Here is a 23,861-nt window from a genome sequence, read left to right as displayed (position 1 = left end):
GGGGCCGCCGCCGTCGCTAGGCGGGCCGGACCGCCGTGTGGACCGTGTGGGCCTCCAGGACGAAGACGTCCGGACGGTGGTGCAGGCTCGCCTCGTCGTCCGGGTCGAGCAGGCGGTCCACGGTCGCGAGGTCCTCGGCGTCGAGCCCCTCGGCGAGCTTGTCGCGCATGTGCGACAGGGACGCCACGACATACGCACGCGCCCGGTCCGAGGCGGGCGCCGGGAGGTCGAGCAGGAAGCTGTGCGTCCTTGCGTGCTTGAGCCCCGCGGCGGCCAGCAGGGCCGGCCAGTGTTCCGTCTCGGCCACGTGCCCGGGCAGCTCGGTACGCATCCGGGTGAACCACTCCGTCTCCACCGCGTCGATCCGCGCCTGGAGACCGGGCCGGCCGATGCCGAAGTCGCGCGGCAGGAAGCGCAGAGGCAGACCGCCCTCCATGAGGGCCAGCGTGCCGCCGGGTGCCAGCCGCTGCGCGAACGCGGCGAGCGCGGCCCGTTGGTCGCCGAGGTGGTGCAGGCTGCGGCTCGCCCACAGCAGATCGGCGGGGTATTCCAACTCGCCCAGCACTTCCGGTAGTTCACCGGCGATGGTGCCGAAGCGGTCGGCCACCCCCTGCCGCTCGGCCCGCGCCCGGGCCCGCTCCAGCAGCCCTTCGGAGCCGTCCACCGCCACGATCCGCGCGCCCGGGAAGGTCTCCGCGAACAGGCACGACACGACGCCCGGCCCGCTGCCCGCGTCGACGATCAGGCCCGGCTCGGTCACCTCCTGCGCCAGCCAGCCCAGGGCCCGCTCGTACAGCGACGCGAAGAGTTCCGCCGAGGACTCCAGCATCGGGCCCATCTGGGCCCAGTCGAGGTCCGTGTGGTCGTGGTGAGGGCCGTGGCCCCGCTCGTGGTCGTGGTGGTGGTGCGCCATGGTGGTCAGCCTCTCGCTCGGATGCGGTCAGCGTGCGACGGCGCACCGTGCGGAGGCCACTGCTGTTGCCGGTCCCGCAAAATCCGCCGGGGCACGGGCCCCGGCGGATCAGCGGTTCAGCACGGAGGGGTCAGGACAGCGGCGGGTACGCGTTCTGCATCAGCTGCCGGAACTGTGCGGAGAACCAGTGACCGGACAGCGGCGCGTCCGGCAGGGCACCGGACATGTTGTTGTTGTTGCGCGGGTTGCCCGTGTAGGTCGGGTCGCACATGCGGTCGAAGCCCTTGCCCTCGTCGTTCGGGATGGCCTTGCTCGCCCCGTCGGACTCACCCGGCGGCTTCATCCACACGTACGCGTCGATCCCCGCCGCGGGGGCGGCCTGCGGGCGCTCGCCGAGGCCCGCTCCGGACTGGTTGCACCAGTTGCCGGTGTTGAAGCGACGGTCGTAGCGCCCGCCGTCGACGTACGTGTCGACGCTGGTCGTCGCGCCCGGTCCGGTGGGCCGCGCGGCGCCGCCCCAGCCGTTGCGGGAGGTGTCGATCAGCATGCCGATGTTCGAGTTGAAGCCCGCCGTGACCAGCTGGTTGCGGAAGGCCTGGGCGTAGGACAGCTCGTCGACGTAGCGGTTCCAGTCGACCCATTTCGACTCACGGACGGACTTGCCGGCCACGGTGTCGTTGATGGTGAAGTTGTTCTCTTTCAGGGCACTGTAGTTCGCCGTGTTGGTGATGAAGCCGTGGACGTCGTTCACCGTGGCGCCCTCGGCGGTCGCCGCCTCCTTCATGATGGTGGCGGTGGGGCCGAAGTTGTCGTCCCAGCCGATCCAGCCGTGGTGCCCGGCGTCGACATAGTTGTAGACGTTGGGCACGTCGCCGAGCTTGTTGAGCGCGTAGCCGACGCCCTTGATGTAGTTGCCGTTGGCCTTCATCACATCGCACTGCGGGACGGCCGTCGGGCGGCTGCCGGTGTTGGTGACGAGGTTCGGCAGCGAGTCGATCTCGACCGTGGTGACGATCCGCAGCGAGGCGTACTTCGAGTCGGCGAGGATCGCCTTGATCGGGTCGATGTACTCGGTCTTGTAGCGGTCGATCTCCGTCGGGCCGAGCTCGCCGTTGGAGGCGAGGGCGGAGCAGTCCCGGCCCGGCAGGTTGTAGATGACGAACTGGACGACGAGTTCGCCGGTGCCCTTCTGGCGGAGTGCCTCGTCGAGGTGGGCGCGCAGACCCATCTTGCCGCCCGCGCCGTTGATGGCCGCGATGCGGTCCAGCCAGACACCCGTGGGCTGGTTGGAGACACGGCTGCCGCCCGGCTCGGCCGCGGCGTTGGCCGACCACTCCGGGTTCACGTACACCTTGGCACCCTCGTAGGGGTTGTTCACCCGGTTCGCCGGGTCCGGCGGGGGGTCCGTGGGGCCGCCGGGGCCGCCGTCGACGTTGCAGGTCACGCCGTCGAGGGTGAAGGTGGCCGGGATCGCGTTGCTGCCGCTGTAGCTGCCCTGGAAACCGAAGCTGACCGAGCCGCCGGTCGCCAGCCGGCCGTTGTAGGACTCGTTGGCGGCGGTGACGGCGGTGCCGCTCTGGCTGAGCTTGGCGTTCCAGCCGCTGGTGACCTTCTGGTTGCCGGCGTACGACCACTTCAGCGACCACGAGGACTTGGCGGCGCTGTTGTTGGTGACGGTCACGGCGGCGGTGAAGCCGGTGTTCCACTCGTTCTGGATCTTGTAGTCGACGGTGCACGGGACGGCGGCGATATCGGCACCGCCCGGGTCGACTGCGAAGGCGGTGCCGGTCGCACCGCCGACCAGGGCCATGGCGGCCAGTAACGCGGTTCTCGTACGGCTCATGAGTGGGGGTTTCCTTTTCGGTGGTGGGGGTGACAGCCGTTCAGGGCGCGCTCCGACAACGACATAAGGAACCCGGCACCGGCACTCACGCAGCCCGGGGCGACCGCGTGGGCGGCGGCTAAAAGTACTGAACGCGAGGGGTGTCGCATGAGCGACTCCTTGCAGGCCGGGTGCGTCGTGACGGACGCGTCGACTGATGGAATCGCTCCCACTGGTGTCCAGGAAGGTAGCGCCAAGTGTCGGCAAAGAACAGGGGAGTCACTGACTTTCGCTCAACTCGCGGCATCGAATCTTTTCGACTCTTCGAGCACCTTGACCGGTACCTGACGCGTCCGCACTATGGGAGCGCTCCCACTGGTTCAAGCCTTGACTTCTCCGAGCCGCAAGGAGGGACCAGCACCATGCATCCCCCACCCCGGAGACGCGGAGCGGTGCGGCGGTTGTGGACCGCCGCCCTCGCAGCTCTCGCACTTCCGTTGACGATGCTCTCCTCAGGGTCGACTCCCGCTCAGGCGGCTGCACTTCAGTGCAGTGTCGACTACAAGACGAACGACTGGGGTTCCGGTTTCACGGTCGACCTGACCCTCACCAACCGCGGCACGGACGCCATCGACGGCTGGACGCTGACCTACGCCTACTCCGGCAACCAGAAGCTGGGCAACGGCTGGAACGGCACCTGGTCGCAGTCCGGCCAGAACATCACCGTGAAGAACGCCGCCCACAACGCACGGGTCGCCGCCGGCGCAGCCGTCTCCACCGGCGCCCAGTTCTCCTACAGCGGCACCAACACCGCGCCGACGTCCTTCTCGGTCAACGGCACGCCCTGCACCGGCGCGCACCAGCCGCCGATCGCCGTGCTGACCAGCCCGAGCGCGGGCGCCGTCTACACCCAGGGCCAGGCGGTGCCCCTGGCGGCGACCGCAGCCGCCGCGGACAACGCCACGATCAGCAAGGTGGAGTTCTACGACGACACCAAGCTGCTGGGCACCGACACGAGCGCGCCCTACGCGCTCTCCGTCTCCGACCTGGCCGTCGGCGGTCACTCCCTGGTGGCGAAGGCGTACGACAGCAGGGGCGCCTCCGCCGACTCCACTCCGGTCGGCATCACCGTCGCCTCCGGTCCGACCGTCGTCGCCTCGCCGCTCCAACTCGGCGTCCAGTCGGGCAAGTCGGGCACGTACGAGGTGAAGCTGTCCAAGCAGCCGTCCGCGAACGTGACGGTGACCTCGGCCCGCGCGAGCGGCAACTCCGGGCTGTCGGTCTCGGCCGGAGCCTCGCTGACCTTCACGCCGCAGAACTGGAACACCGCGCAGAAGGTGACCGTCACGGCCGCGAACTCGGGCACCGGATCGGCCGTGTTCGAGTCGACCGCAGCCGGCCACGCGAAGGCCTCGGTCACCGTCACCCAGCTGGCCGCGGCGAAGGTGTACGACGCCCGCTTCCTGGAGCTCTACGGAAAGATCACCAACCCGGCGAACGGCTACTTCTCCCCCGAGGGCATCCCCTACCACTCGGTCGAGACGCTGATCGTCGAGGCGCCGGACCACGGTCACGAGACCACCTCGGAGGCGTACAGCTACCTCCTGTGGCTCCAGGCCATGTACGGCAAGGTGACGGGTGACTGGTCCAAGTTCAACGGCGCGTGGGAGCTCATGGAGAAGTACATGATCCCCACCAAGGCCGACCAGCCGACCAACTCCTTCTACAACGCCTCCAAGCCGGCCACCTACGCACCCGAGCTGGACACGCCGAACGAGTATCCGGCCAAGCTCGACACCGGTGTCTCGGTCGGCACGGACCCGATCGCGGGCGAACTGAAGAGCGCCTACGGCACGGACGACGTCTACGGCATGCACTGGCTGCAGGACGTCGACAACGTCTACGGCTACGGCAATTCGCCCGGCAAGTGCGAGGCGGGCCCCTCGGACACCGGCCCGTCGTACATCAACACCTTCCAGCGCGGCGCGCAGGAGTCGGTGTGGGAGACGGTGCCGCAGCCGACCTGCGACGCCTTCAAGTACGGCGGCAAGAACGGCTATCTGGACCTGTTCACCGCTGACGCCTCCTACGCCAAGCAGTGGAAGTTCACCAACGCGCCGGACGCCGACGCGCGGGCCGTACAGGCCGCCTACTGGGCGGATCTGTGGGCGAAGGAGCAGGGCAAGGGCTCGGACGTCTCCGCGACGGTCGGCAAGGCCGCCAAGATGGGCGACTACCTGCGCTACTCGATGTTCGACAAGTACTTCAAGAAGGTCGGCAACTGCGTCGGGCCCTCGACCTGCCCGGCGGGCACCGGCAAGGACGCCTCGTTCTACCTGATGTCCTGGTACTACGCCTGGGGCGGCGCCACCGACACGAGCGCCGGCTGGGCCTGGCGCATCGGCTCCAGCCACGCCCACGGCGGCTACCAGAACCCCCTCGCCGCCTACGCGCTCAGCAGCTACGCCCCGCTGAAGCCCAAGTCGGCGACGGGCGCGGCGGACTGGGCCAAGTCCATGGACCGGCAGCTGGAGTTCTACCGCTGGCTCCAGTCGAACGAGGGCGCCATCGCGGGCGGCGCGACCAACAGCTGGGCGGGCCGGTACGCGACCCCGCCCGCCGGGAAGTCGACGTTCTACGGCATGTACTACGACGAGAAGCCCGTGTACCACGACCCGCCGTCCAACCAGTGGTTCGGCTTCCAGGCGTGGTCCATGGAGCGGGTCGCCGAGCTGTACCAGCAGACGGGGAACGCGAAGGCCAAGACGGTCCTCGACAAGTGGGTCGACTGGGCGCTGTCCAAGACCACGTTCAACCCGGACGGCACGTTCCGCATCCCGTCGACGTTGCAGTGGTCGGGCCAGCCCGACACGTGGAACGCGTCGAGCCCCGGCGCCAACAGCGGGCTGCACGTCACCGTCGCCGACTACACCAACGACGTCGGTGTGGCGGCCGCGTACGCCAAGACCCTGACGTACTACGCCGACCGCTCCGGTGACACGGAGGCCGCGGCGGCGGCGAAGAAGCTGCTGGACGGCATGTGGGCGAACCACCGGACCGATCTGGGGATCGCCGTTCCGGAGAACCGCGCGGACTACAACCGGTTCGACGACCCGGTGCACATTCCGAGTGGCTGGACGGGCACGATGCCGAACGGTGACGCGATCAACTCGTCGTCGACGTTCGACTCGATCCGCTCCTTCTACGAGGACGATCCGGCCTGGTCGAAGATCGAGAGTTATCTCGCGGGCGGTGCGGTGCCGTCGTTCACCTATCACCGGTTCTGGGCTCAGGCGGACATCGCCTTGGCCATGGGCTCGTACGCGGAGCTTCTCGAATAGCCCCCGCCGGACGCTCCGCGGGTGGGCGGGATCTCGGCTGCGGGTCCGTCGTGGCTGGTCGCGCAGTTCCCCGCGCCCCTGAAACAGAAGGTGCGTCCGAAGCTCTGCGTACATGGCCCTGCACCTGACGCAGGGCCACCACGGCCGGGCGGCTCCCCCCGCACGGGAGTCGCCCGGCCCTCGCACGTTCCCCCTCCCGCGGAAGGAACCCCACCGTGCGAAGAACCCGTACCCTCACGGTCGTGCTGGCGCTGGCGGCCGGTCTGCTCTCGGGTGCCCCCACCGCCCTGGCCGCCGATCCCCCGGCGACCGAACTCGCCGCCGACACGTACACCTGGAAGAACGCCCGGATCGACGGCGGTGGCTTCGTCCCCGGCATCGTCTTCAACCGCTCCGAGAAGAACCTCGCCTACGCCCGCACCGACATCGGCGGCGCCTACCGGTGGCAGGAGTCCTCGAAGACCTGGACTCCGCTGCTGGACTCGGTCGGCTGGGACGACTGGGGGCACACGGGCGTCGTCGCCATCGCGTCCGACTCCGTCGATCCGAACCGGGTGTACGCGGCCGTGGGCACGTACACCAACAGCTGGGACCCGAAGAACGGCGCGGTCATGCGCTCCTCCGACCGGGGAGCGAGCTGGCAGAAGACGAACCTGCCGTTCAAGCTGGGCGGCAACATGCCCGGCCGCGGCATGGGCGAGCGGCTGGCCGTCGACCCGAACCGGAACAGCGTGCTGTACCTGGGCGCGCCCAGCGGCAAGGGCCTGTGGCGGTCGACGGACTCGGGCGTGACCTGGTCGCAGGTGACGAACTTCCCCAACGTGGGCAACTACGTGGCGGACCCGAGCGACACGTCCGGCTACTCCAGCGACAACCAGGGCATCGTCTGGGTCACCTTCGACGAGTCCACCGGCACGTCCGGCAACGCCACGAAGACGATCTACGTCGGGGTCGCCGACAAGGCCAACGCGGTGTACCGCTCGACGGACGCGGGCGCCACCTGGCAGCGGCTGGCCGGGCAGCCCACCGGTTACCTCGCCCACAAGGGCGTGCTGGACGCGAAGAACGGCTACCTCTACCTCGCCTACAGCGACAAGGGCGGCCCGTACGACGGCGGCAAGGGCCAGTTGTGGCGGTACGCCACGGGAACCGGGGCCTGGACGAACATCAGCCCGGTGGCGGAGGCCGACACCTTCTACGGTTTCAGCGGGCTGACGGTCGACCGGCAGAAGCCGGGCACGGTGATGGCGACCGCGTACAGCGCCTGGTGGCCGGACACGCAGATCTTCCGTTCCACGGACAGCGGCGCGACCTGGACCAAGGCATGGGACTACACGTCGTATCCGAACCGTGAGAACCGCTACACGATGGACGTGTCGTCCTCGCCGTGGCTGACCTGGGGCGCGAACCCCCAACCGCCCGAGCAGACGCCGAAGCTGGGCTGGATGACGGAAGCGCTGGAGATCGACCCGTTCGACTCGAACCGGATGATGTACGGGACGGGCGCCACGATCTACGGCACGGAGAACCTCGGGAACTGGGACAGCGGCGGCAAGTTCACCGTCAAGCCGATGGTGCGGGGCCTGGAGGAGACGGCGGTCAACGACCTCGCCTCTCCCCCCTCCGGAGCTCCGCTGCTGAGCGCGCTCGGTGACATCGGCGGGTTCCGGCACACGGACCTGACGAAGGTGCCGTCCATGATGTTCACCCAGCCGAACTTCACGACGACCACGAGCCTGGACTTCGCCGAGTCGAAGCCCGACACGGTGGTGCGGGTGGGTCATCTCGACTCGGGGCCGCACATCGCGTTCTCGACGGACAACGGGGCCAACTGGTTCGCCGGAACCGACCCTTCGGGCGTGAGCGGCGGCGGCACGGTCGCGTCGGCGGCCGACGGCGGCCGGTTCGTATGGAGCCCCGAGGGCGCCGGCGTGCACCACACGACGGGCTTCGGCACGTCGTGGCAGGCGTCCGGCGGGATCCCGGCCGGGGCGATCGTCGAATCGGACCGGGTCGACCCGAAGACCTTCTACGGCTTCAAGTCCGGCAGGTTCTACGTCAGTACGGACGGCGGGGCGACCTTCAAGGAGTCACCGGCCACCGGGCTGCCGAGCGGTGACAGCGTCCGCTTCAAGGCGCTGCCCGGCGGGAAGGGCGACGTCTGGCTGGCCGGTGGCGCGACGGACGGCGCCTACGGCCTGTGGCACTCCACGGACGGCGGAGCGACCTTCACCAAGCTGTCGAACGTCGAGCAGGCCGACATCGTCGGCTTCGGAAAGGCGGCACCCGGCGCCTCCTACCAGACGCTCTACACCAGCGCGAAGATCGGCGGCGTGCGCGGCATCTTCCGCTCGACGGACAAGGGCGCGCGCTGGACGCGCATCAACGACGACGCCCACCAGTGGGGCTGGACGGGAGCGGCCATCACCGGCGACCCGCGGGTGTACGGCCGTGTCTACGTCTCCACGAACGGCCGCGGCGTCCTCTACGGCGACAGCTCCGGCGGCGGCACGACGGACCCGGGTCCGGGCCCCGACCCGACGCCGACCGGCGCCTGCAAGGTGACGTACAAGGTCACCAGCCAGTGGTCGGGCGGCTTCCAGGCGGACGTCCAGCTCACCAACACCGGTACGAGCGCCTGGAACGGCTGGTCCCTGGGCTGGACCTTCCCCGACGGCCAGAAGCTGACCCAGGCCTGGAACGCGGGGGCGACGCAGTCGGGCGCGGCGGTGACGGCGAAGAACGTCGGCTGGAACGGAACCGTGGCGGCGGGCTCGTCGGTGAGCTTCGGCTTCACGGCGAACTGGTCGGGCACGAACACGAAACCGGCCGCGTTCAAGCTGGGCGAACAGACCTGCACGATCGCCTGACCGGGCGATCCGAGGGCGTGTGCCGGAAGCGGCATGCGCCCTCTCCGCATGTCACGACCGATCACGAACCGATCACCGCTTGCCCTCACACCACTCACATTCGCCACCGCCAAGGCCAGGGCCACGGCGGACACCGCGGACACCGCGGACGACGCCGAGGCCGCCGACGTCGCTCCCGAGGGCAAGGCGGTGTTCAAGGTGTGGGGCTCCGCCCCCTCCGGCGGCGACATCCAGTGCTCGGTCACCATCGACGGCCGGACGAAGCCGGGCAGGGCGCAGGGCGGCTACAACATCTGCTCCGCCCAGCTCGACAGCGACTTCAGCGGCGGCTTCAGATGGCCTCGCGCCGGCGTCAGGGACGGTGGTCACCGCCCGGGGCGCGGTTGCCGTACCGTTGCGCCAGTTCGGTTGCGGTCCGGGCGATCCGGTCGCGCAGTTCGAGGGGTTCGAGCACCTCGATGCCGCTGCCCAGGCGCAGGAAATCGGCGTGGGCGCGGTCGACGGACTCGATGGCGACGGTGACACGGGTCCAGCCGTCCTCCTCCACGTGTGCGTCGGTCTGCGCCGGGCCGGGGAGGGGCACACCCGGTGCCAGCCGGACCACGGCCCGGGCCGGTCGGAGCCGGTGGTGGAAGTCCCGCTGGTACGCCGTCCAGTGGACGGCCAGGTCGAAGTCGTCGGGCGCGCTGAACTCCTCGCCCGTGACGTCCAGTCGCAGGATCTGGTCGACCCGGTAGGTGCGCGGGCCCGGGCCCGCGACGACGTACCAGCGGCCCGCCTTGAGGACGAGCCCGTACGGCTCCAGCCGGCGCTCCACGTCGGTGGGCTCACGCCAGCGGCGGTACAGGACGTTCACGGCACGGCGGTTCCAGACCGCGTCGGCCACCGCCGGGAGGTACGGCGTCTCGTCGGCGTCCGCGTACCAGCCGGGCGCGTCGAGGTGGAAGCGGCCGCTGATCCGGTCGGCGTGCGGGCGCAGTTCGGACGGCAGCGCGGCCCGGACCTTGAGCTGGGCGGCGGCAAGGACGGAACCGAGACCCAGCTGAGCGGCGGCACCGGGGGCACCGGCGAGGAAGAGCGCCTCGGCCTCGTCGGCGGTCAGCCCGGTGAGGCGGGTGCGGTAGCCGTCCAGCAGGTGGTAGCCGCCGGAGTGGCCCGCGTCGGCATACAGCGGGACACCGGCCGCGCTCAGCGCCTCGACATCCCGGTAGACGGTGCGCACCGACACCTCCAGCTCGTCGGCGAGCTGGGCGGCGGTCATCCGGCCGCGGGTCTGGAGCAGCAGGAGGATGGAGACGAGCCGGCTGGACTTCACTGACACAGGATGTCAGTGAAGCGGCCCTAGCGTCCCGGCATGGGCTTCACCGAGAAACTGCTGACCGTGCCCCCACCCCTCGAGGTGGCGGGACGCCACATCAAGCGCTACCACGTCACCGCCGATCCCGCGGGCATCGAGCCCGAGGTGGAGAAGGCGGCGTATGCGATCCTGCCGGAGCTGCTGCCGGAGCCGGACGGTACTCCCCCGGCGACCTTCGTCGTCCTGCACCGGGGCGGTGACGACGGCGCCTATCTGAACGCGTACAGCTGGGTGTGGGACAACGTCCTGCACTTCAAGGGCGCGGCGGCGGGTCAGCCCGTACTGGGCTGCCCGGACCGCGATCCGGCCCACTTCATCACTCCCGAGCTGCCGTGGATCGGCTGCGTCTGGGAGCTGCCGCCGGTCCTGCACGAGCGGGACGCCTGGGTGCGGCACCTGCTCGCACCCGATGTCCCGGACCTCGAGGCCTACGTGGCCGACTCCCTGACCGAAGGAACCACAGGAGACCGCGCATGAGCAGCCCGCACGACTTCGACTTCTTCCACGGCGACTGGGAGGTCCGCCACCGGCGCCGCACCGGCTTCCTCGACCCGGACAGCGCCTGGACCGAATTCCCGGGGACCAGCCACTGCCGGCCGCTGTTCGACGGGGCCGCGAACATCGACGAGGTCGACATGCCGCGGCTGTCGGCCAAGGGCGTGACCCTGCGCCTCTTCGACCCGGCCACCGAGCGGTGGTCGCTGAACTGGGCCTCCAGCCTCAGCGGAACCCTGTTCCCGCCGGTATTCGGCCGGTTCGAGGACGGACGCGGCGAGTTCTACGGCGACGACACGTATGACGGCGCAGAAGTGCGGGTGCGGTTCGTCTGGTCGGGCGTCTGCGCCGAGTCGGCCCGCTGGGAGCAGGCGTTCTCCGTCGACGGCGGTGACACCTGGCTCACCAACTGGGTCATGGAGTTCACCCGGCCTTCCGGAACGACCGCAGGCTGAACACCGGGTCCGGGCGGGGCCGGTCCTGGTCGGGGAGGCTCGAGAGCCGGGTGGCGAAGCCGTCGGCGAGCGGGTCGCCGGGCGGCAGGGTCACGAACCAGCCCCGGCGCAGGTCGGCGATGGTACGGCGGGGGCTGCGGCCCTGGCCGTACCCGGTGAAACGGGCCTGCCCGGCCGGGGCCAGGCCGTGGGCGGCGGCGCAGGACTCGATGTCCGCCGCCGCGTCCCGGACGGGGCTGGGCGGCCGGGAGGACAGGACGACATCGATGTCACTGCCCACGTTGTGCGAGGCGGCCTTGTCGACCGTGGTGACGTAGACCCCGCCGGGCCGCAGCACCCGCGCGCACTCGCCGACGATGGTCCCTACCTCGGCGGGTCCGGCGGCCAGGTGCAGCAGCCATACGCTGCACACCGCGTCGAACTGTCCGTCCCGGAAGGGCAGCCGGCGGCTGTCGGCGCGCACGACGGCCCCGGGGAGCCGGGTGGAGGCCTGCCGCGCCATCGCGGCGGCGAGGTCGACACCGGTCACCCGCATGCCGTCGCGGGCGGCCGCGAGCCGTCGGGTCACGATGCCGGTTCCGCACGCGACGTCGAGCAGGTCACGCGTGTCCGGCGGCAGCAGGCCCAGCACCGCCTGCGCGGCGGCGGCCGCCCGGGGCTCGCCGCCGCGCGAGGCGTCGTACCGCTCCGCTTCCTTGTCGTAGTCGAGCACCCGGTCAGTGTGCCCCGTGCCCGGGGGCCAGGTCCTCCACCCTGCGGGCGAGCTCGAAGTCCTTCTCGGTGACGGCGCCGCCCGCGCTGTGCGTGTGCACGGCGAGGGAGACGGTGTTGTAGCCGAGCGTGAGGTCGGAGTGGTGGTTCAGTTCCTCCTGGACCTGGGCGATGTGCACGACCATCGCCGTCGCCGCGACGTGCGAGCCGAGCCGGTAGGAGCGGATGAGGTGATCCTTGTCGAGCGACCAGCCCGGTAGCTCGGCCAGCCGGTCCTCGACCTCCTTCTGCGACAGCGGTTCGACGGGCATGGGCTGCGCTCCTTCCCTTGCTCCGGAGTCCTGGGTATTCCCTCAGCCTGCCACAGCACGGCGGCCGAGACCCTGGTCAGAAGGGTGTGCCTGTCCGACACGACCGGTTCTCGACTACGGTCCTGACATGACCATTCACGCGTCCACCGCCGAGAAGGGCGTGGGTCCGCTGCTGCGGGCCTGGCGGGAGCAGCGGCGGGTCAGCCAGCTCGAGCTGGCCCTGCGCGCGGACTCCTCGGCCCGGCACATCAGCTTCGTCGAGACCGGCCGCTCCCGGCCCAGCGAGGAGATGGTGCTGCGGCTGGCCGAGCACCTGGAGGTCCCCGTGCGGGAGCGCAACGCGCTGCTGCTGGCGGCCGGTTACGCCCCGCGCTACCCGGAGACCCCGCTGGACGACCCGGCCCTGGGCGCGCTGCGGGAGGGAATCGAGCGGCTGATCGGCGGCTACGAGCCGTATCCGGCGCTGGTGGTGGACGCGTTGTACGACGTGGTGGCCGCCAACCGAGGGGTCATGACGCTGGTCGACGGTGTCTGCGAGTCGCTGCTCGAACCGCCGCTGAACGCCATGCGGCTGGCCCTGCATCCGCGGGGCCTCGCGCCCCGCATCCGCAATCTGCGCGCCTGGCGGGGCCATCTGCTGGAGCAGATGGAGCGGCAGATCGCGCTGCACCGCTCTCAGCCGCTGCGGGCGCTGTACGAGGAGGTGGCGGCGTATCCGGTACCCGAGACGGATCCGGCGGACGAGCCCTCGGAGCCGGTGCCGTACTTCGCGCTGCCGCTGCGGATCGAGCACGAGGGGCGAACCTTGTCGTTCATCTCCTCGATCGCCACGTTCAACACGCCGATGGACGTGACGGTCGCCGAGCTGGCCATCGAGACACTGCTCCCGGCAGACCCGGCGACGGTCAAGTACCTTCAGGAGCTCATGCCCTGACGGGCCCTCAGGGCCGTGTGCTGGAGGACGGCGAACGCGGCCACGGTCAGGGCCTGGAGCACCGTCCACACGGCGCCCGCCGTGCTCGGCGTGAGCCACAGCGCCAGGGCAGCGAGGCTCACCGCCGCCCAGGCGAGGTTGGCCTCGACGACGGCCCGCACGCCGAGCGCCGGCGGCTGCCTGCGGGCGGCCAGCAGACCGACGCCCGCGGCGTAGACCGCGAGGAACGCGCCCAGGGCGAGCAGCAGGGTGCCGTCTGCGCCGAGGAACCGTCCGAGCGGGCCGGAGAGCGCCAGGTAGGCGAGCGCGTTGGCGCCGGTCACGACGGCGTCCAGGGCGAGGAATCGGCGCAGCATCGACTGCGGCTCGGAGGTCCGGGCGAGTGCGGCGAGCTGGATCGCGGACATGGGGAGATCACCCTCTGTCAGGTCGTGGTGCGGCGGCTGGGGCCGGGTCCCGGGCCGGAGTGCGCCGGCCCGGGACCCGGTACGTTCACGATCCCGTCCGGGCGGCGTCCGGTCGATTACCCGCGGGGTAATGCCCCTGTCGGCCTTCCACTTCCGGCGATCTTCTCGGTGCGAGTCCTGTGAGGGCGCGGGCCGGACGTGACAGACTGATCGCAGGCTTGGGCACGTTGGGGAGGCGTGGCGTGAGTGAACGGCGGGCCGCACCCACCGTGGGCCAGGTGGTCCTGGGCAAGCGGTTGCAGGAGCTGCGCGAGGCCGCGGGTCTCAGTCGAGACGAGGCCGCCCGGGTGCTGCGGGTCGCCCCGGCGACCGTCCGGCGGATGGAGACCGCCGACGTCGCGCTGAAGATCCCGTACGTGCAGATCCTGCTGACGGCGTACGGGGTGGCCGAGGACGAGGTGAGCGCGTTCGTCGACCTCGCCGAGGAGGCGAACCGGCCGGGCTGGTGGCAGCGGTTCCATGACGTGCTGCCGGAGTGGTTCAGCCTGTTCGTGAGTCTGGAGGGCGCCGCCCGGATCATCCGGTCGTACGAGCCGCACTTCGTGCCGGGGCTGCTGCAGACCGAGGGGTACGCGCGGGCCGTGCTGGAGGCCGGCACCATCGCGAACGCCGGGCCGGAGGCCGTCGAGCGGCATGTGTCGCTGCGGATGGAGCGGCAGCGGCTCCTGGACCGCCCGAACCCGCCGCACCTGTGGGTCATCATGGACGAGACGGTGCTGCGCCGCCCGGTGAGCGTCGACGGCCGGGTGATGCGCGACCAGCTGGACAAGCTGCTGGAGTACGCCGAGCGCGACCGGGTCACCCTCCAGATCGCCGAGTTCAAGGACGGCCCGCATCCGGGGACGTACGCGCCGTTCTCGCTGTTCCGCTTCGCCGAGCCGGAGCTGCCCGACATGGTCTTCACCGAGTACCTGACCGGCGCGCTGTACCTGGACTCCCGCAAGGAGGTCTCCGCGCATCTGGAGGTGCTGGACCACATGACGGCCCGGGCGGGCTCGGCACAGCGCACGGAGGAACTGCTGCGGGAGTACCGGGAGAAGTACTGAGCCGCGCGGCAACCTCCGGGGCGTGGGCGGCGTCTTCTCGTCGGTCCCCTCAGTCGTTCGTACCCGTCACGCACTGCCGGCCTCAGGAGAAGACACCGCATGACCGGATCCGACGCCATGCCCGCCCCCGTCGACATCGACACCGGCCGGCCGCACCCGGCCCGGGTCTACGACTGGTGGCTGGGCGGCAAGGACAACTACCCGGTGGACGAGGAGCTGGCCCGCAGGATCCTCGCGGCGGACAGCTCGGTGCTGCGCGGGGCGCGCGCCAACCGCCGTTTCATGCACCGGGCCGTGCGCACCGCCGCCGAAGCCGGGATCCGCCAGTTCCTGGACATCGGCACGGGCATTCCCACCGAGCCCAACCTGCACCAGGTGGCGCAGCGGGTCGCGCCGGAGTCGAAGGTCGTTTACGCGGACAACGACCCGATCGTCCTGCGGCATGCCGAGGCGCTGCTGCGCAGCACCGCCGAGGGCAGCACGGCGTACGTGCACGCCGACGCCCGGGACCGCGCCGCGCTGCTGGGCCGGGCCGGTGAGTCGCTGGACTTCTCCGAGCCCGTCGCGCTGTCTCTGGTGGCGCTCACCCACTACCTGGGCGACGATCCCGACGGCGACGACGTGTACGGCCTGCTGGACGCGTACACCGCCGCGCTCGCCCCGGGCAGCTTCCTGATCCTGTCCCAGGTCACCGCCGACCTCGATCCGGATGCCGTCGAAAGGGCAGCCGACCACTTCCGGCGCAGCGGCATGCCCTTCCACCCCCGCCCGCTGGCCGCGTTCTCGCGCTTCTTCGCGGGCCTGGAGCTGCTGGGCCCGGGCGTCATCCCGGTGTCCGGGTGGCGGCCGGAGCCGGAGGACGTGGCGGCCCAGGCGGAGGGCCTCGTACCGGTGTACGCGGGGGTCGCCCGCAAGCCGTGACGTCATGGCACGGGTACTGACCCGTACGGGCCCTGTCGGCAGGTGTGCTCCCCGGCCCGCCCCTAGCGTCGGGATGACGGGGCAGGCAAGGGAGCGCACGCGAAGGAGGTTCCGATGCCCGGATTCGAGATGCTCTACCAGGCGGCCGCACTGTGCCTGATGTACCCCGACGACGACTTCCACGCCCGGCTGCCGCTGCTGCGCGAAGCCGCGCCGCAGCTACGGGAGTTCGCCGACCACGCGGCCGTCACCCCGCCGCAGGAGCTGGCCGCGCACTACGTCGAGGTCTTCGAGGCCGGGCAGGACCACAGCCTTTACCTCAGCGTCTGGCGCGAGGCGGCCCCGGCGCCCTCCGAGGAGGTCTACCGCGCCCACGGCCTGGAGACCACCGGCGAGGAGCCCCCGGACTTCCTTCCCGCGGTCCTCGAACTCGCGGCCCGTACCGGCACCACCGACCTCCTGACGGACCACCGCGACGGCCTCGACCGGCTCCGCACCGGCCTCGCCGCCTTCGGCACCCCGTACGCGACGGTCCTGGACGCGGTGTGCGCGACGCTGCCGCCCGCGCACACCGGGGCCTGATCCCGGGGACGGGAGGTCGGATCAGGCGGCACCGCCCTTCTCGTCCCGTCCGTTCTTCTCGTCGTCCACGATCTCCGCGTCCACCACGCCCTCCTCGTCGTGCGGTGCGGTGGAGGGCTCCTCCGTGGGGGTCTGCTGGGTCTGGGCGTACATCGCCTGGCCCATCTTCTGGCTGACGGAGGCGAGTTTCTCGACGCCGGTGCGCAGGGCGGCGGTGTCCGCCTGCCGTTCCAGTTGCTCCTTCACCTCGGCGACGGCCGATTCGACCTCGGACTTCGTGTCCGCCGGGACCCGGTCGCCGTTCTCTCGGAGGAAGTTCTCGGTCTGGTAGACGAGTTGCTCGGCCTGGTTGCGGGTCTCGGCGGCCTCGCGGCGCCCCCGGTCCTCCTCGGCGTACTGCTCGGCCTCGCGCATCATGCGGTCGATGTCGTCCTTGGGCAGCGCGGAGCCGCCGGTGACGGTCATCTTCTGTTCGCGGCCGGTCGCCAGGTCCTTGGCGGAGACGTGCATGATGCCGTTGGCGTCGATGTCGAACGCCACCTCGATCTGCGGCACACCGCGCGGCGCCGGCGGCAGGCCGGTCAGGTCGAAGACGCCGAGCTTCTTGTTGTACGCGGCGATCTCCCGTTCGCCCTGGTAGACCTGGATGCCGACCGAGGGCTGGTTGTCGGCGGCGGTGGTGAAGATCTCCGAGCGCCGGGTGGGGATCGTCGTGTTGCGTTCGATGAGCTTCGTCATGATGCCGCCCTTGGTCTCGATGCCCAGGGACAGCGGGGTGACGTCGAGCAGCAGCACGTCCTTGACGTCACCGCGGATGACGCCCGCCTGGAGCGCGGCGCCCACGGCCACGACCTCGTCGGGGTTGACGCCCTTGTGCGGCTCCTTGCCGGTGAGCTCCTTGACCAGGTCCGTCACGGCCGGCATCCGTGTCGAGCCGCCGACGAGGATCACGTGGTCGATCGCCGAGAGCTTCACGCCGGCGTCCTTGACGGCCTGGTGGAAGGGCGATTTGCAGCGGTCGAGCAGATCGGCGGTGAGCTCCTGGAACTGGGCCCGGGTCAGCTTCTCGTCGAGATGCAGGGGCCCTTCGGCGGAGGCCGTGATGTAGGGCAGGTTGATCGTCGTCTCGGTCGAGCTGGACAGCTCGATCTTGGCCCGCTCGGCGCCCTCGCGCAGCCGCTGCACCGCCATCTTGTCGTTGCCGAGGTCGACGCCGTTCTGGCCCTTGAACCGCTTGATCAGGTATTCGACGATCCGCTGGTCCCAGTCGTCGCCGCCGAGGTGCGTGTCGCCGTTGGTGGCCTTCACCTCGATGACGCCCTCGCCCATCTCCAGCAGCGACACGTCGAAGGTGCCGCCGCCGAGGTCGAAGACGAGCACCGTCTGGTCGTTCTCCTTGTCCAGTCCGTAGGCCAGGGCCGCGGCCGTCGGCTCGTTGATGATCCGCAGGACCTTCAGGCCCGCGATCTCACCGGCTTCCTTGGTCGCCTGCCGCTGGGTGTCGTCGAAGTAGGCGGGGACGGTGATCACCGCGTCGGTGACGTCCTCGCCGAGGTAGGACTCCGCGTCCCGCTTCAGCTTCTGCAGCACCCGGGCGGACAGCTCCTGCGCCCGGTACCGGGTGCCGTCCACGTCGCCGGTGTCGGGGAAGCGCCAGTGTGCGTCGCCCATGTACCGCTTGACCGAGCGCGCGGTGCGCTCCACGTTCGTCACGGCCTGCCGCTTGGCCACCTCCCCGACCAGCACCTCGCCGTTCTTGGCGAACGCCACCACCGAGGGTGTGGTCCTGGCCCCCTCCGCGTTGGCGATGACGGTGGGCTCGCCGCCTTCCAGCACGGCGACCACCGAGTTCGTGGTTCCGAGGTCGATTCCGACCGCACGTCCCATCGCTGTCCCCTTCCGCCAGGGCGCTCTTCCCACACTCCAGCACAAAACTTGAGTGCGCTCTTGTCAATGCCGCGATGGGGTGATCGGGCCGCGCAGCGCCACGGCGCGCCGGGGGCGGTCGGTGACGAGCACGTCGACGCGCGGGTGGGCGAGGAAGGCCCGCATGAGGGTGTCGTCGTTGACGGTCCAGACCATGGTGAACAGGCCGTGCCGGGTCGCCTCGCGCAGCACATTGGCCCTGGCCAGCCGCTGGTGCACGGCGACGCCGTGCGCCCCGCAGGCCCGGATGCGGCGGGCCGGGAACAGCTCGCTCAGTCTGGTGCCGGGCAGCCGGGCCGCCGCCAGTTCCCTGCGGTCGCGCCCCAGGGACAGGGCGGTGCGCACTCCGGGGTGGCCCTGGGTGACGGCGGCGACGGAACGGTCCTCCAGTGTCGTCACGACGAGCCCGTCCGCGCCGAGCAGGGCGACCGCCCGGTCGATCACCTCCCGCTCGTAGCCGACCTCCTTGAGATCCGCATGGGCCACGAGCTTTCCGGCGATCAGTGCCATGACCTCGTCCACGACGGGCACGGCGTATCCGGCCCGTTCGCACAGCTCGGCATGCGTGAGCGTGGACAGCGGCGGCCCGGCTGGGCCGACGCGGGGGTCGTGGTAGACGACGAGGACCCCGTCCCTCGTGCGGCGGATGTCGAACTCGACGTACTCCGCGCCGGACTCGATGGCGTCCTCGTACGCCTCCCAGGTGGCGGGGCCGGCACGCTCGGAGCCGCCCCGGTGGGCGGAGACGGCGGGGTGTGGGGTCATGGTCGTCGGTTCCCGGAGGGCGAGCGGGGAGGCGGCACGGGGGCGAAGGCGTCGTCGGGCACGGGCAGCAGTGAGCCGGAGCGGGTGCTGACGCGTCTGAGCAATATCCAGCCGATCACGACGAGGACGACGAAGGGCAGCCAGGCCAGCGCGTAGGCCGTGCCGTAGGCGCGCACGTCGAGGATGGAGCGGTGCTCGTCGACGTTCGTGCCGTTCACGCCGAAGAAGGCCAGCAGCAGGGTCGGCGGCAGGGCGATCAGAGTGGCCGCGGCGACCAGGCCGGAGACGGTGCGGTCGCGGCGGTCGTCGCGCTCGGCGAGTTCGGCGTCCAGGGCGGCGGAGCGGGCGCTGGTCACCGAGGTCAGACGCTCGACCATGCGGGCCGAGTTCTCCAGGCTGTCGCGGATGCCGAGGGCGTCGCGCAGCGAGGACTGGAAGGTCTCCGTGACCATCTCGGGGATCAGCAGGCTGTCGACGTAGGCCTCGACGCCGAAGGCCAGGTCCAGCTGGAGTTCGTTGACACCGGCGGAGAGGCGGGAGATCAGGGAGCGGATCTCGGTGGGCGAGTCGGTCAGGGCCTGCTCGTTGGCCTTCATCATGGCGAAGGCCGCCAGCCGGGTGCGCTGGAGCACGGCCAGGGCGGAGATCATGCCGACGGCGACGAGGACCAGGCCGTTCTCCACGTGCGGGGCCCAGCCGGCCTGGACGGAGACGCCCCGGCCGAGGGAGGACAGGGTGAGGCCGTGGTTCCTGAGATGCGGCGCGAGGCCCGCGTCGTAGGGCGTGGCGGGGTTCCACGGCATCCGGCCGCGGTAGACGATCTCGTTCAGCAGGATCGCTTTGCGGGCCGCGTCGGCGCTGAGCAGTTCCCGTTGTAACCGGCCACCGGGGAAGACGAGTTGGTGCACGTTCTGGCCGAGAGCGAGCGGCCGGCCGCCGAGTTGGGCGGCCACGGTCTGCAGCAGCGGGCGGTCGTCGAGCTCGATCCGCTCGCGGTCGAAGCAGGTCGTGGCCAGCCAGGCCGCGAGGTCGCCGGCGGTGGTCTCGCCCGCGAAGGCGCAGTCCACGACGAGGGTGGCGTCGCCGCGCGGGGTGGTGACGACGAGGATCCGCAAGGAGGCCAGACCCAGGCCGTGGTCGCCGTGCGGAAGCCGCAGCCGCCGGGGGGCGACCTGTTCGTCGAGGACCGGGACCGGCAGCACGTCCTGACTGGCCGTCAGGTGGGAGGCGAAGCGGCCGTAGTCGTAGCGGTCGACGAGGGCGCCGAGGGCGGTGTCCCGGGGGCGCAGCCGTCCGGAGAGGCTGAACAGCAGCAGGACGCGGGTCCGGTCGCGGGTGGCGGAGTCGAGCACTGTCGCGTGCGTGGACGTTCCCGGCAGCATCGCGTTCCTTCCGGCCCGGCGGTTCGAGGCGTCTGGTTTCCTACCCCGGCCGGTGGTGGCGAACCGACGACGACGCGCGGGCCGCCCCTGGTGGGGCCGGCCCGCGCGACAGGGGTGCGGCGGGTCAGGCGAGCTTGGCGGTCAGCGTGATGGGCGTGGCCTTGAGGGCCTGGCTGACCGGGCAGCCGACCTTGGCCTCGTCGGCGGCGGCCTGGAAGGCCGCCTCGTCGATGCCGGGGACGGTGCCCTCGACGGTGAGGTGGATGCCGGTGATGCCCTCGCCGGGCTGGAAGGTGACGTCGGCCGAGGTGATGAGCTTGGTGGGCGGCGTCCCGGCCTTGTTGAGGATGTTGGAGAAGGCCATGGAGAAGCAGCTGGAGTGGGCGGCCGCGATCAGCTCCTCGGGGCTGGTCTTGCCGTTCGCCTCTTGGGCGCGCGAGGCCCACGTGACCGGCTGCTCGCCGATGGCACCGGAGGAGTCGAAGGTGACGACGCCGTTGCCCTCGAGCAGGTTGCCTTCCCAGACCGTGTGTGCGGAGCGCGTGGTAGCCACGAGTTCTTCCTTTCGCGTGCGGACTCGCGTGCGGGCCCGTCTCCGGGCCCCGTTTCCCCCATCCGATCACACTACGTCTCAACTCACGGCAAAGACCTCCCCTCCGGGAGTGAACGGCAGCCGCGCTCCCCGAGGGATCAGGTACGCGTGCTCGCGCCGCACCCGCAGGACGTCGCACCAGCCGTCGGTGATGATCAGGACGGGCGCGCCGGGCGGGAAGTCGTCGGCGCGGTGCAGCAGGTCGATGCCGGGTTGCAGGACGGTGCCGCCGCGGCCGTGCACGCGGACCCGGCCGGCGATCTCGGTGACGGGCAGGTAGCCGGCGTCGTGCGGGGCCGCGTCGCAGAACACGACCCGGGCGGCCGGTACGTCCCTGGCCCCGGCGTAGGAGGCGATGGCGCCCAGTGCCTTGCCGAGCAGGAGGCGGTTCATGGAGCCGGAGGTGTCCAGGACCACGCCGAAGGTGCAGCGGGCGATCTCCTCGGGCGGGAAGTACCGTCCGGCGCGCGGGATGCCGGGGGTGGCCGCCTGGCGCCGCGAGGGGCGGGCGTAGGACCGGACGGGCTCGGGGCCGGGCACGAACTCGTCGAACCAGCGGGCCAGCCGCGCGTCCCAGGGCAGCGGCGGATGGCTGAGAGCCCGGATCTCCTCGACCAGGCCGCCGGGCAGGAAGCCGCGCTCCTGCCGCTGGTGGAGGTCGAGGCCCTGGGCGAGGCCGCGGCGGTAGAAGGCGTCGAGGTCGACGTAGTCGCGGGGCGGGCCGAGCGGGCCGCCGAGGATGTCCCCGACGCCCTTGCCGCGCAGGGTGGCCAGCCGGCGTGTGCGGCGCAGGTCGCCGGCGATGCGGTCGTAGACCTCCTCGGCGGACAGGCCCGCGACTTCCGGGTCGTGCAGCAGCCCCTCGGGCATGCTGCCGACCTGCATCTCCTTCAGCCAGCCGTTGATGACGTAGTCGCAGGCGACGTTGAAGAGGTACGGGTCGCGGGTGCCGCAGCGGTCGCCGTGGCGCAGGGCGGCGTGCAGCATCTCGTGGGCGAGGACGAACCGCCACTCCTCGTCGTCGAACCGGCGCAGCGGGTTGATGTAGATCTCGGCCGCCTCGGCGTCGACCGCGGCGACGGCGATGCCGTGGGCGCGGGCGAGTTCGGCGTCGGCGACCAGTTTGATGCCGGAGGCGATGCCGCCGAGCAGCGGGTACGAGGAGATGAACCAGCTCAGTGCCCGCTCCCAGGGCTGCCGCCGGGGGGCCTCGCCGTCCAGGCTGTCGCGACGGCCGCCCGCCATGTCCATCGCGGCGGACACCGTCCGGGTCAGGGCGGTCGCGAAGGCCAGCTGCCAGTCGGGCGGCCCGGACCAGCCCACCCACGGCACCAGCACCTGGTCGGGCTCGTCGCCCGCCGTGCCGCAGCGCTCGTACACGGCGGGCAGCCCGTCGCGGCGCCAGCGGGCGGCGAGCTGCTCCTCGTCGCCGTCCGGGTAGGAGGCGGGCAGGTGCTCGGGGGTCTCGCCGATGGTGAAGCCGAGCAGGAAGCGGTTGACGACGACGCAGCGGGCGGCGAGGTCGTGGCGGTCGGGCTGGACACGCTCGCCCTTGACCGCCGGGACGTGCCCGAAGCCGAGGTGGAGGACGGCGTGGGCGAGCGCCCAGGCCCAGGCGGCCGGCTCGGCGAGGCGCGCGGGGTGGACGTGCAGATCGCCGTCGGAGTCGACGGCGACGAGTCCGTCGCGGGGCGCGAAGCGGCACTCCTCCTGGCGGCAGACGTCGAACTCCACAGCCGCGAGGGCGGGGTTGGCTTTCATCAGCCGCATCCCCTCGGCGAAGGCCTCGGCGGCGAGGTCCCGCTTCTTCTTCCCCCGGTCCTTGCCCCGGCCCCGGCTCACCGGCGGGCCTCCACCAGCCGGGGCATGTCCCGCGCCGCCTCGACGAGGAACCAGGAGGGCAGCACGGGGTTGCCGTCGCTGTCGGAGGCGATGACGGTCTGGGCGACCTCGACGGAGATCTCGGCGAGCTGCACCAGCAGCGACTTGGCGCGGTAGGCGGTCTGACGGCCCTTCGCGGACATGTGCTCCTTGCTCGCGGGCAGTTCCTTGACCAGGCGGCCGCGGAAGGACTCGGCGAGGTAGTAGAGCAGATCGCGGTCCTGCGGCCGGTTCGGCCAGGGGGCGTCGCCCTTGATGACGGCCTCGATGCCGTACCGGCTGCGGACGATCTTGACGTATCCGCAGAAGGCGGTCGCGTGCGCCGGGGTCAGCGTGCCGTGCGCGAGGACCTTCAGGGTCTCCTCGTCGAGGTCCCGGCCGAAGGAGTGCAGGGCGTCGGAGAGCATGTGCCAGGAACGGGGCGTGGAGAACGGCTCCTCGCTCTTCGGCGGCTTGGACCACAGGTGGTCGGGCCGGTCGGTGAGGTGGTCCACGATCCAGGGGTGGATGCCGTTGTTCGCGGCCCAGGTCAGCCAGTCCTTCGCGGAGGCCTCCAGGTGCACGTGCGCGAGACGGTTGACGAGCGCGGAGGCGATGGGCCGGGCGAGCGCGTTGTCGGTGGCGCGGTTGCCGGCCCCGATGACGATCGATCCCTTGGGCAGCTCGTAGGTGCCGATCCGGCGGTCCAGGATCAGCGAGTAGAACGCCTTCTGCACGTCCGGCGTGGCCGCGTTGAGCTCGTCCAGGAACAGGCAGTAGGGCTCGTCCCGGGCGATGGTCTCCGGCGGGCAGAACACCGAGCGGCCGTCGCGGATCTGCGGGACGCCGATGAGGTCCTCGGGGGCGAGCTGGGTGCCCAGCAGGCTCACGCACTCCAGGCCCAGCGACTCGGCGAAGTTCCGTACCAGGGAGGACTTTCCGATGCCGGGGGCGCCCCAGATGAAGACCGGCCGGACGGTGGCCAGGCCGAGCAGCAGGTCGGGGATACGGGCGGGCGTGACGGTGACGGCTGCCTGCAAAGCAGCAACTCCTCGGGGGTGTTCGAGAGGGACGCGCGGGTGTGCGGCGTCCGGTCCGAACAGTGTGTGCG

General features: G+C 71.0%; 20 protein-coding genes. 8 read left to right on the top strand and 12 right to left on the bottom strand.

Annotation, left to right across the window (positions count from 1 at the left end):
* Positions 1 to 16: 16 nt before the first annotated feature.
* Both ACIRDU_RS08250 and ACIRDU_RS08245 read right to left on the bottom strand, forming a co-directional pair.
* On the bottom strand, positions 17 to 913 hold the full coding sequence (locus ACIRDU_RS08250) for a class I SAM-dependent methyltransferase (RefSeq protein ID WP_403576002.1): 897 nt from the start codon (positions 911 to 913) through the stop codon (positions 17 to 19).
* Between the two features lie 130 nt (positions 914 to 1,043).
* Positions 1,044 to 2,756: a glycoside hydrolase family 6 protein gene (locus ACIRDU_RS08245; protein ID WP_403576000.1), complete on the bottom strand. Its 1,713-nt coding sequence runs from the start codon at positions 2,754 to 2,756 to the stop codon at positions 1,044 to 1,046.
* Between the two features lie 401 nt (positions 2,757 to 3,157).
* On the opposite strand from ACIRDU_RS08245, the gene ACIRDU_RS08240 reads away from it, so the two are divergent.
* A complete protein-coding gene (locus ACIRDU_RS08240) occupies positions 3,158 to 6,076 on the top strand; it encodes a glycoside hydrolase family 48 protein (RefSeq protein WP_403575998.1) in 2,919 nt (972 codons plus the stop codon).
* Between the two features lie 215 nt (positions 6,077 to 6,291).
* Complete coding sequence (locus ACIRDU_RS08235; RefSeq protein WP_403575996.1) at positions 6,292 to 8,946, top strand: cellulose binding domain-containing protein; 2,655 nt, start codon at positions 6,292 to 6,294, stop codon at positions 8,944 to 8,946.
* Between the two features lie 352 nt (positions 8,947 to 9,298).
* Here ACIRDU_RS08235 and ACIRDU_RS08230 read toward each other — a convergent pair whose 3' ends face one another.
* The gene (locus ACIRDU_RS08230; protein WP_403575994.1) at positions 9,299 to 10,261 is read right to left on the bottom strand and encodes a helix-turn-helix transcriptional regulator; all 963 of its coding nucleotides are present in this window, start codon (positions 10,259 to 10,261) and stop codon (positions 9,299 to 9,301) included.
* A 39-nt stretch (positions 10,262 to 10,300) separates the two neighbouring features.
* Between ACIRDU_RS08230 and ACIRDU_RS08225 the strand changes: the two genes are divergently transcribed.
* Positions 10,301 to 10,780, top strand: coding sequence for a hypothetical protein (locus ACIRDU_RS08225; RefSeq protein ID WP_403575992.1), 480 nt, complete (start codon positions 10,301 to 10,303; stop codon positions 10,778 to 10,780).
* Entirely contained in the window at positions 10,777 to 11,253 is a 477-nt protein-coding gene (locus ACIRDU_RS08220) for a hypothetical protein (protein WP_403575990.1), read from the top strand. The genes ACIRDU_RS08225 and ACIRDU_RS08220 overlap by 4 nt, the downstream gene beginning before the upstream one ends.
* Here the strand turns inward: ACIRDU_RS08220 and ACIRDU_RS08215 are convergent.
* Together ACIRDU_RS08215 and ACIRDU_RS08210 are read right to left on the bottom strand one after the other, a co-directional pair.
* Positions 11,222 to 11,965, bottom strand: coding sequence for a class I SAM-dependent methyltransferase (locus tag ACIRDU_RS08215; protein ID WP_403575988.1), 744 nt, complete (start codon positions 11,963 to 11,965; stop codon positions 11,222 to 11,224). The genes ACIRDU_RS08220 and ACIRDU_RS08215 overlap by 32 nt on opposite strands.
* Positions 11,966 to 11,969: 4 nt before the next feature.
* Positions 11,970 to 12,275, bottom strand: coding sequence for a 4a-hydroxytetrahydrobiopterin dehydratase (locus ACIRDU_RS08210; protein ID WP_403575986.1), 306 nt, complete (start codon positions 12,273 to 12,275; stop codon positions 11,970 to 11,972).
* A gap of 127 nt (positions 12,276 to 12,402) precedes the next feature.
* Here ACIRDU_RS08210 and ACIRDU_RS08205 point away from each other — a divergent pair, with 127 nt between their 5' ends.
* Positions 12,403 to 13,209, top strand: coding sequence for a helix-turn-helix domain-containing protein (locus tag ACIRDU_RS08205; RefSeq protein ID WP_403575984.1), 807 nt, complete (start codon positions 12,403 to 12,405; stop codon positions 13,207 to 13,209).
* Here the strand turns inward: ACIRDU_RS08205 and ACIRDU_RS08200 are convergent.
* The gene (locus ACIRDU_RS08200; RefSeq protein ID WP_403575982.1) at positions 13,191 to 13,616 is read right to left on the bottom strand and encodes a hypothetical protein; all 426 of its coding nucleotides are present in this window, start codon (positions 13,614 to 13,616) and stop codon (positions 13,191 to 13,193) included. The two genes, ACIRDU_RS08205 and ACIRDU_RS08200, sit on opposite strands and share 19 nt — an antisense overlap.
* A gap of 242 nt (positions 13,617 to 13,858) precedes the next feature.
* On the opposite strand from ACIRDU_RS08200, the gene ACIRDU_RS08195 reads away from it, so the two are divergent.
* From ACIRDU_RS08195 to ACIRDU_RS08185, 3 genes are all read left to right on the top strand, one after another.
* Positions 13,859 to 14,722 (top strand): helix-turn-helix domain-containing protein, encoded by an 864-nt coding sequence (locus tag ACIRDU_RS08195; RefSeq protein WP_403575980.1) that lies wholly within the window; start codon positions 13,859 to 13,861, stop codon positions 14,720 to 14,722.
* A 99-nt stretch (positions 14,723 to 14,821) separates the two neighbouring features.
* The gene (locus ACIRDU_RS08190) at positions 14,822 to 15,643 is read left to right on the top strand and encodes an SAM-dependent methyltransferase (RefSeq protein ID WP_403575978.1); all 822 of its coding nucleotides are present in this window, start codon (positions 14,822 to 14,824) and stop codon (positions 15,641 to 15,643) included.
* A 114-nt stretch (positions 15,644 to 15,757) separates the two neighbouring features.
* Entirely contained in the window at positions 15,758 to 16,225 is a 468-nt protein-coding gene (locus tag ACIRDU_RS08185; RefSeq protein ID WP_403575976.1) for a nitrate reductase molybdenum cofactor assembly chaperone, read from the top strand.
* 21 nt (positions 16,226 to 16,246) lie between these two features.
* Here ACIRDU_RS08185 and dnaK read toward each other — a convergent pair whose 3' ends face one another.
* The 6 genes from dnaK to ACIRDU_RS08155 form a co-directional block, all read right to left on the bottom strand.
* Entirely contained in the window at positions 16,247 to 18,112 is a 1,866-nt protein-coding gene (gene dnaK / locus ACIRDU_RS08180; protein ID WP_403575974.1) for a molecular chaperone DnaK, read from the bottom strand.
* 63 nt (positions 18,113 to 18,175) lie between these two features.
* Complete coding sequence (locus tag ACIRDU_RS08175; RefSeq protein ID WP_403575972.1) at positions 18,176 to 18,916, bottom strand: glycerophosphodiester phosphodiesterase family protein; 741 nt, start codon at positions 18,914 to 18,916, stop codon at positions 18,176 to 18,178.
* Positions 18,913 to 20,298 (bottom strand): hypothetical protein, encoded by a 1,386-nt coding sequence (locus ACIRDU_RS08170; RefSeq protein ID WP_403575970.1) that lies wholly within the window; start codon positions 20,296 to 20,298, stop codon positions 18,913 to 18,915. The genes ACIRDU_RS08175 and ACIRDU_RS08170 overlap by 4 nt, the downstream gene beginning before the upstream one ends.
* Before the next feature lie 124 nt (positions 20,299 to 20,422).
* Positions 20,423 to 20,851 carry an OsmC family peroxiredoxin gene (locus tag ACIRDU_RS08165; RefSeq protein ID WP_363116990.1) on the bottom strand — a complete coding sequence of 143 codons (429 nt, stop codon included), beginning with the start codon at positions 20,849 to 20,851 and terminating at the stop codon, positions 20,423 to 20,425.
* Between the two features lie 78 nt (positions 20,852 to 20,929).
* Positions 20,930 to 22,660 (bottom strand): hypothetical protein, encoded by a 1,731-nt coding sequence (locus ACIRDU_RS08160; RefSeq protein WP_403577315.1) that lies wholly within the window; start codon positions 22,658 to 22,660, stop codon positions 20,930 to 20,932.
* A gap of 68 nt (positions 22,661 to 22,728) precedes the next feature.
* Positions 22,729 to 23,790: an ATP-binding protein gene (locus ACIRDU_RS08155; RefSeq protein ID WP_403575968.1), complete on the bottom strand. Its 1,062-nt coding sequence runs from the start codon at positions 23,788 to 23,790 to the stop codon at positions 22,729 to 22,731.
* Positions 23,791 to 23,861 lie beyond the last annotated feature (71 nt).

The sequence above is a fragment of the Streptomyces sp. NPDC093598 genome (assembly GCF_044764825.1).
Classification (GTDB): Bacteria; Actinomycetota; Actinomycetes; order Streptomycetales; family Streptomycetaceae; genus Streptomyces.
This window is presented reverse-complemented; position numbering and strand designations above follow the sequence as displayed.

Excerpts from the sequence above, each read along its gene's own strand:
- ACIRDU_RS08250 (WP_403576002.1), bottom strand. The coding sequence starts at position 913 with ATGGCGCACCACCACCACGACCACGAGCGGGGCCACGGCCCTCACCAC.
- ACIRDU_RS08245 (WP_403576000.1), bottom strand. The coding sequence starts at position 2,756 with ATGAGCCGTACGAGAACCGCGTTACTGGCCGCCATGGCCCTGGTCGGC.
- ACIRDU_RS08240 (WP_403575998.1), top strand. The coding sequence starts at position 3,158 with ATGCATCCCCCACCCCGGAGACGCGGAGCGGTGCGGCGGTTGTGGACC.
- ACIRDU_RS08225 (WP_403575992.1), top strand. The coding sequence starts at position 10,301 with ATGGGCTTCACCGAGAAACTGCTGACCGTGCCCCCACCCCTCGAGGTG.
- ACIRDU_RS08220 (WP_403575990.1), top strand. The coding sequence starts at position 10,777 with ATGAGCAGCCCGCACGACTTCGACTTCTTCCACGGCGACTGGGAGGTC.
- ACIRDU_RS08210 (WP_403575986.1), bottom strand. The coding sequence starts at position 12,275 with ATGCCCGTCGAACCGCTGTCGCAGAAGGAGGTCGAGGACCGGCTGGCC.
- ACIRDU_RS08205 (WP_403575984.1), top strand. The coding sequence starts at position 12,403 with ATGACCATTCACGCGTCCACCGCCGAGAAGGGCGTGGGTCCGCTGCTG.
- ACIRDU_RS08200 (WP_403575982.1), bottom strand. The coding sequence starts at position 13,616 with ATGTCCGCGATCCAGCTCGCCGCACTCGCCCGGACCTCCGAGCCGCAG.
- ACIRDU_RS08190 (WP_403575978.1), top strand. The coding sequence starts at position 14,822 with ATGACCGGATCCGACGCCATGCCCGCCCCCGTCGACATCGACACCGGC.
- ACIRDU_RS08185 (WP_403575976.1), top strand. The coding sequence starts at position 15,758 with ATGCCCGGATTCGAGATGCTCTACCAGGCGGCCGCACTGTGCCTGATG.
- dnaK (WP_403575974.1), bottom strand. The coding sequence starts at position 18,112 with ATGGGACGTGCGGTCGGAATCGACCTCGGAACCACGAACTCGGTGGTC.
- ACIRDU_RS08175 (WP_403575972.1), bottom strand. The coding sequence starts at position 18,916 with ATGACCCCACACCCCGCCGTCTCCGCCCACCGGGGCGGCTCCGAGCGT.
- ACIRDU_RS08170 (WP_403575970.1), bottom strand. The coding sequence starts at position 20,298 with ATGCTGCCGGGAACGTCCACGCACGCGACAGTGCTCGACTCCGCCACC.
- ACIRDU_RS08160 (WP_403577315.1), bottom strand. The coding sequence starts at position 22,660 with ATGCGGCTGATGAAAGCCAACCCCGCCCTCGCGGCTGTGGAGTTCGAC.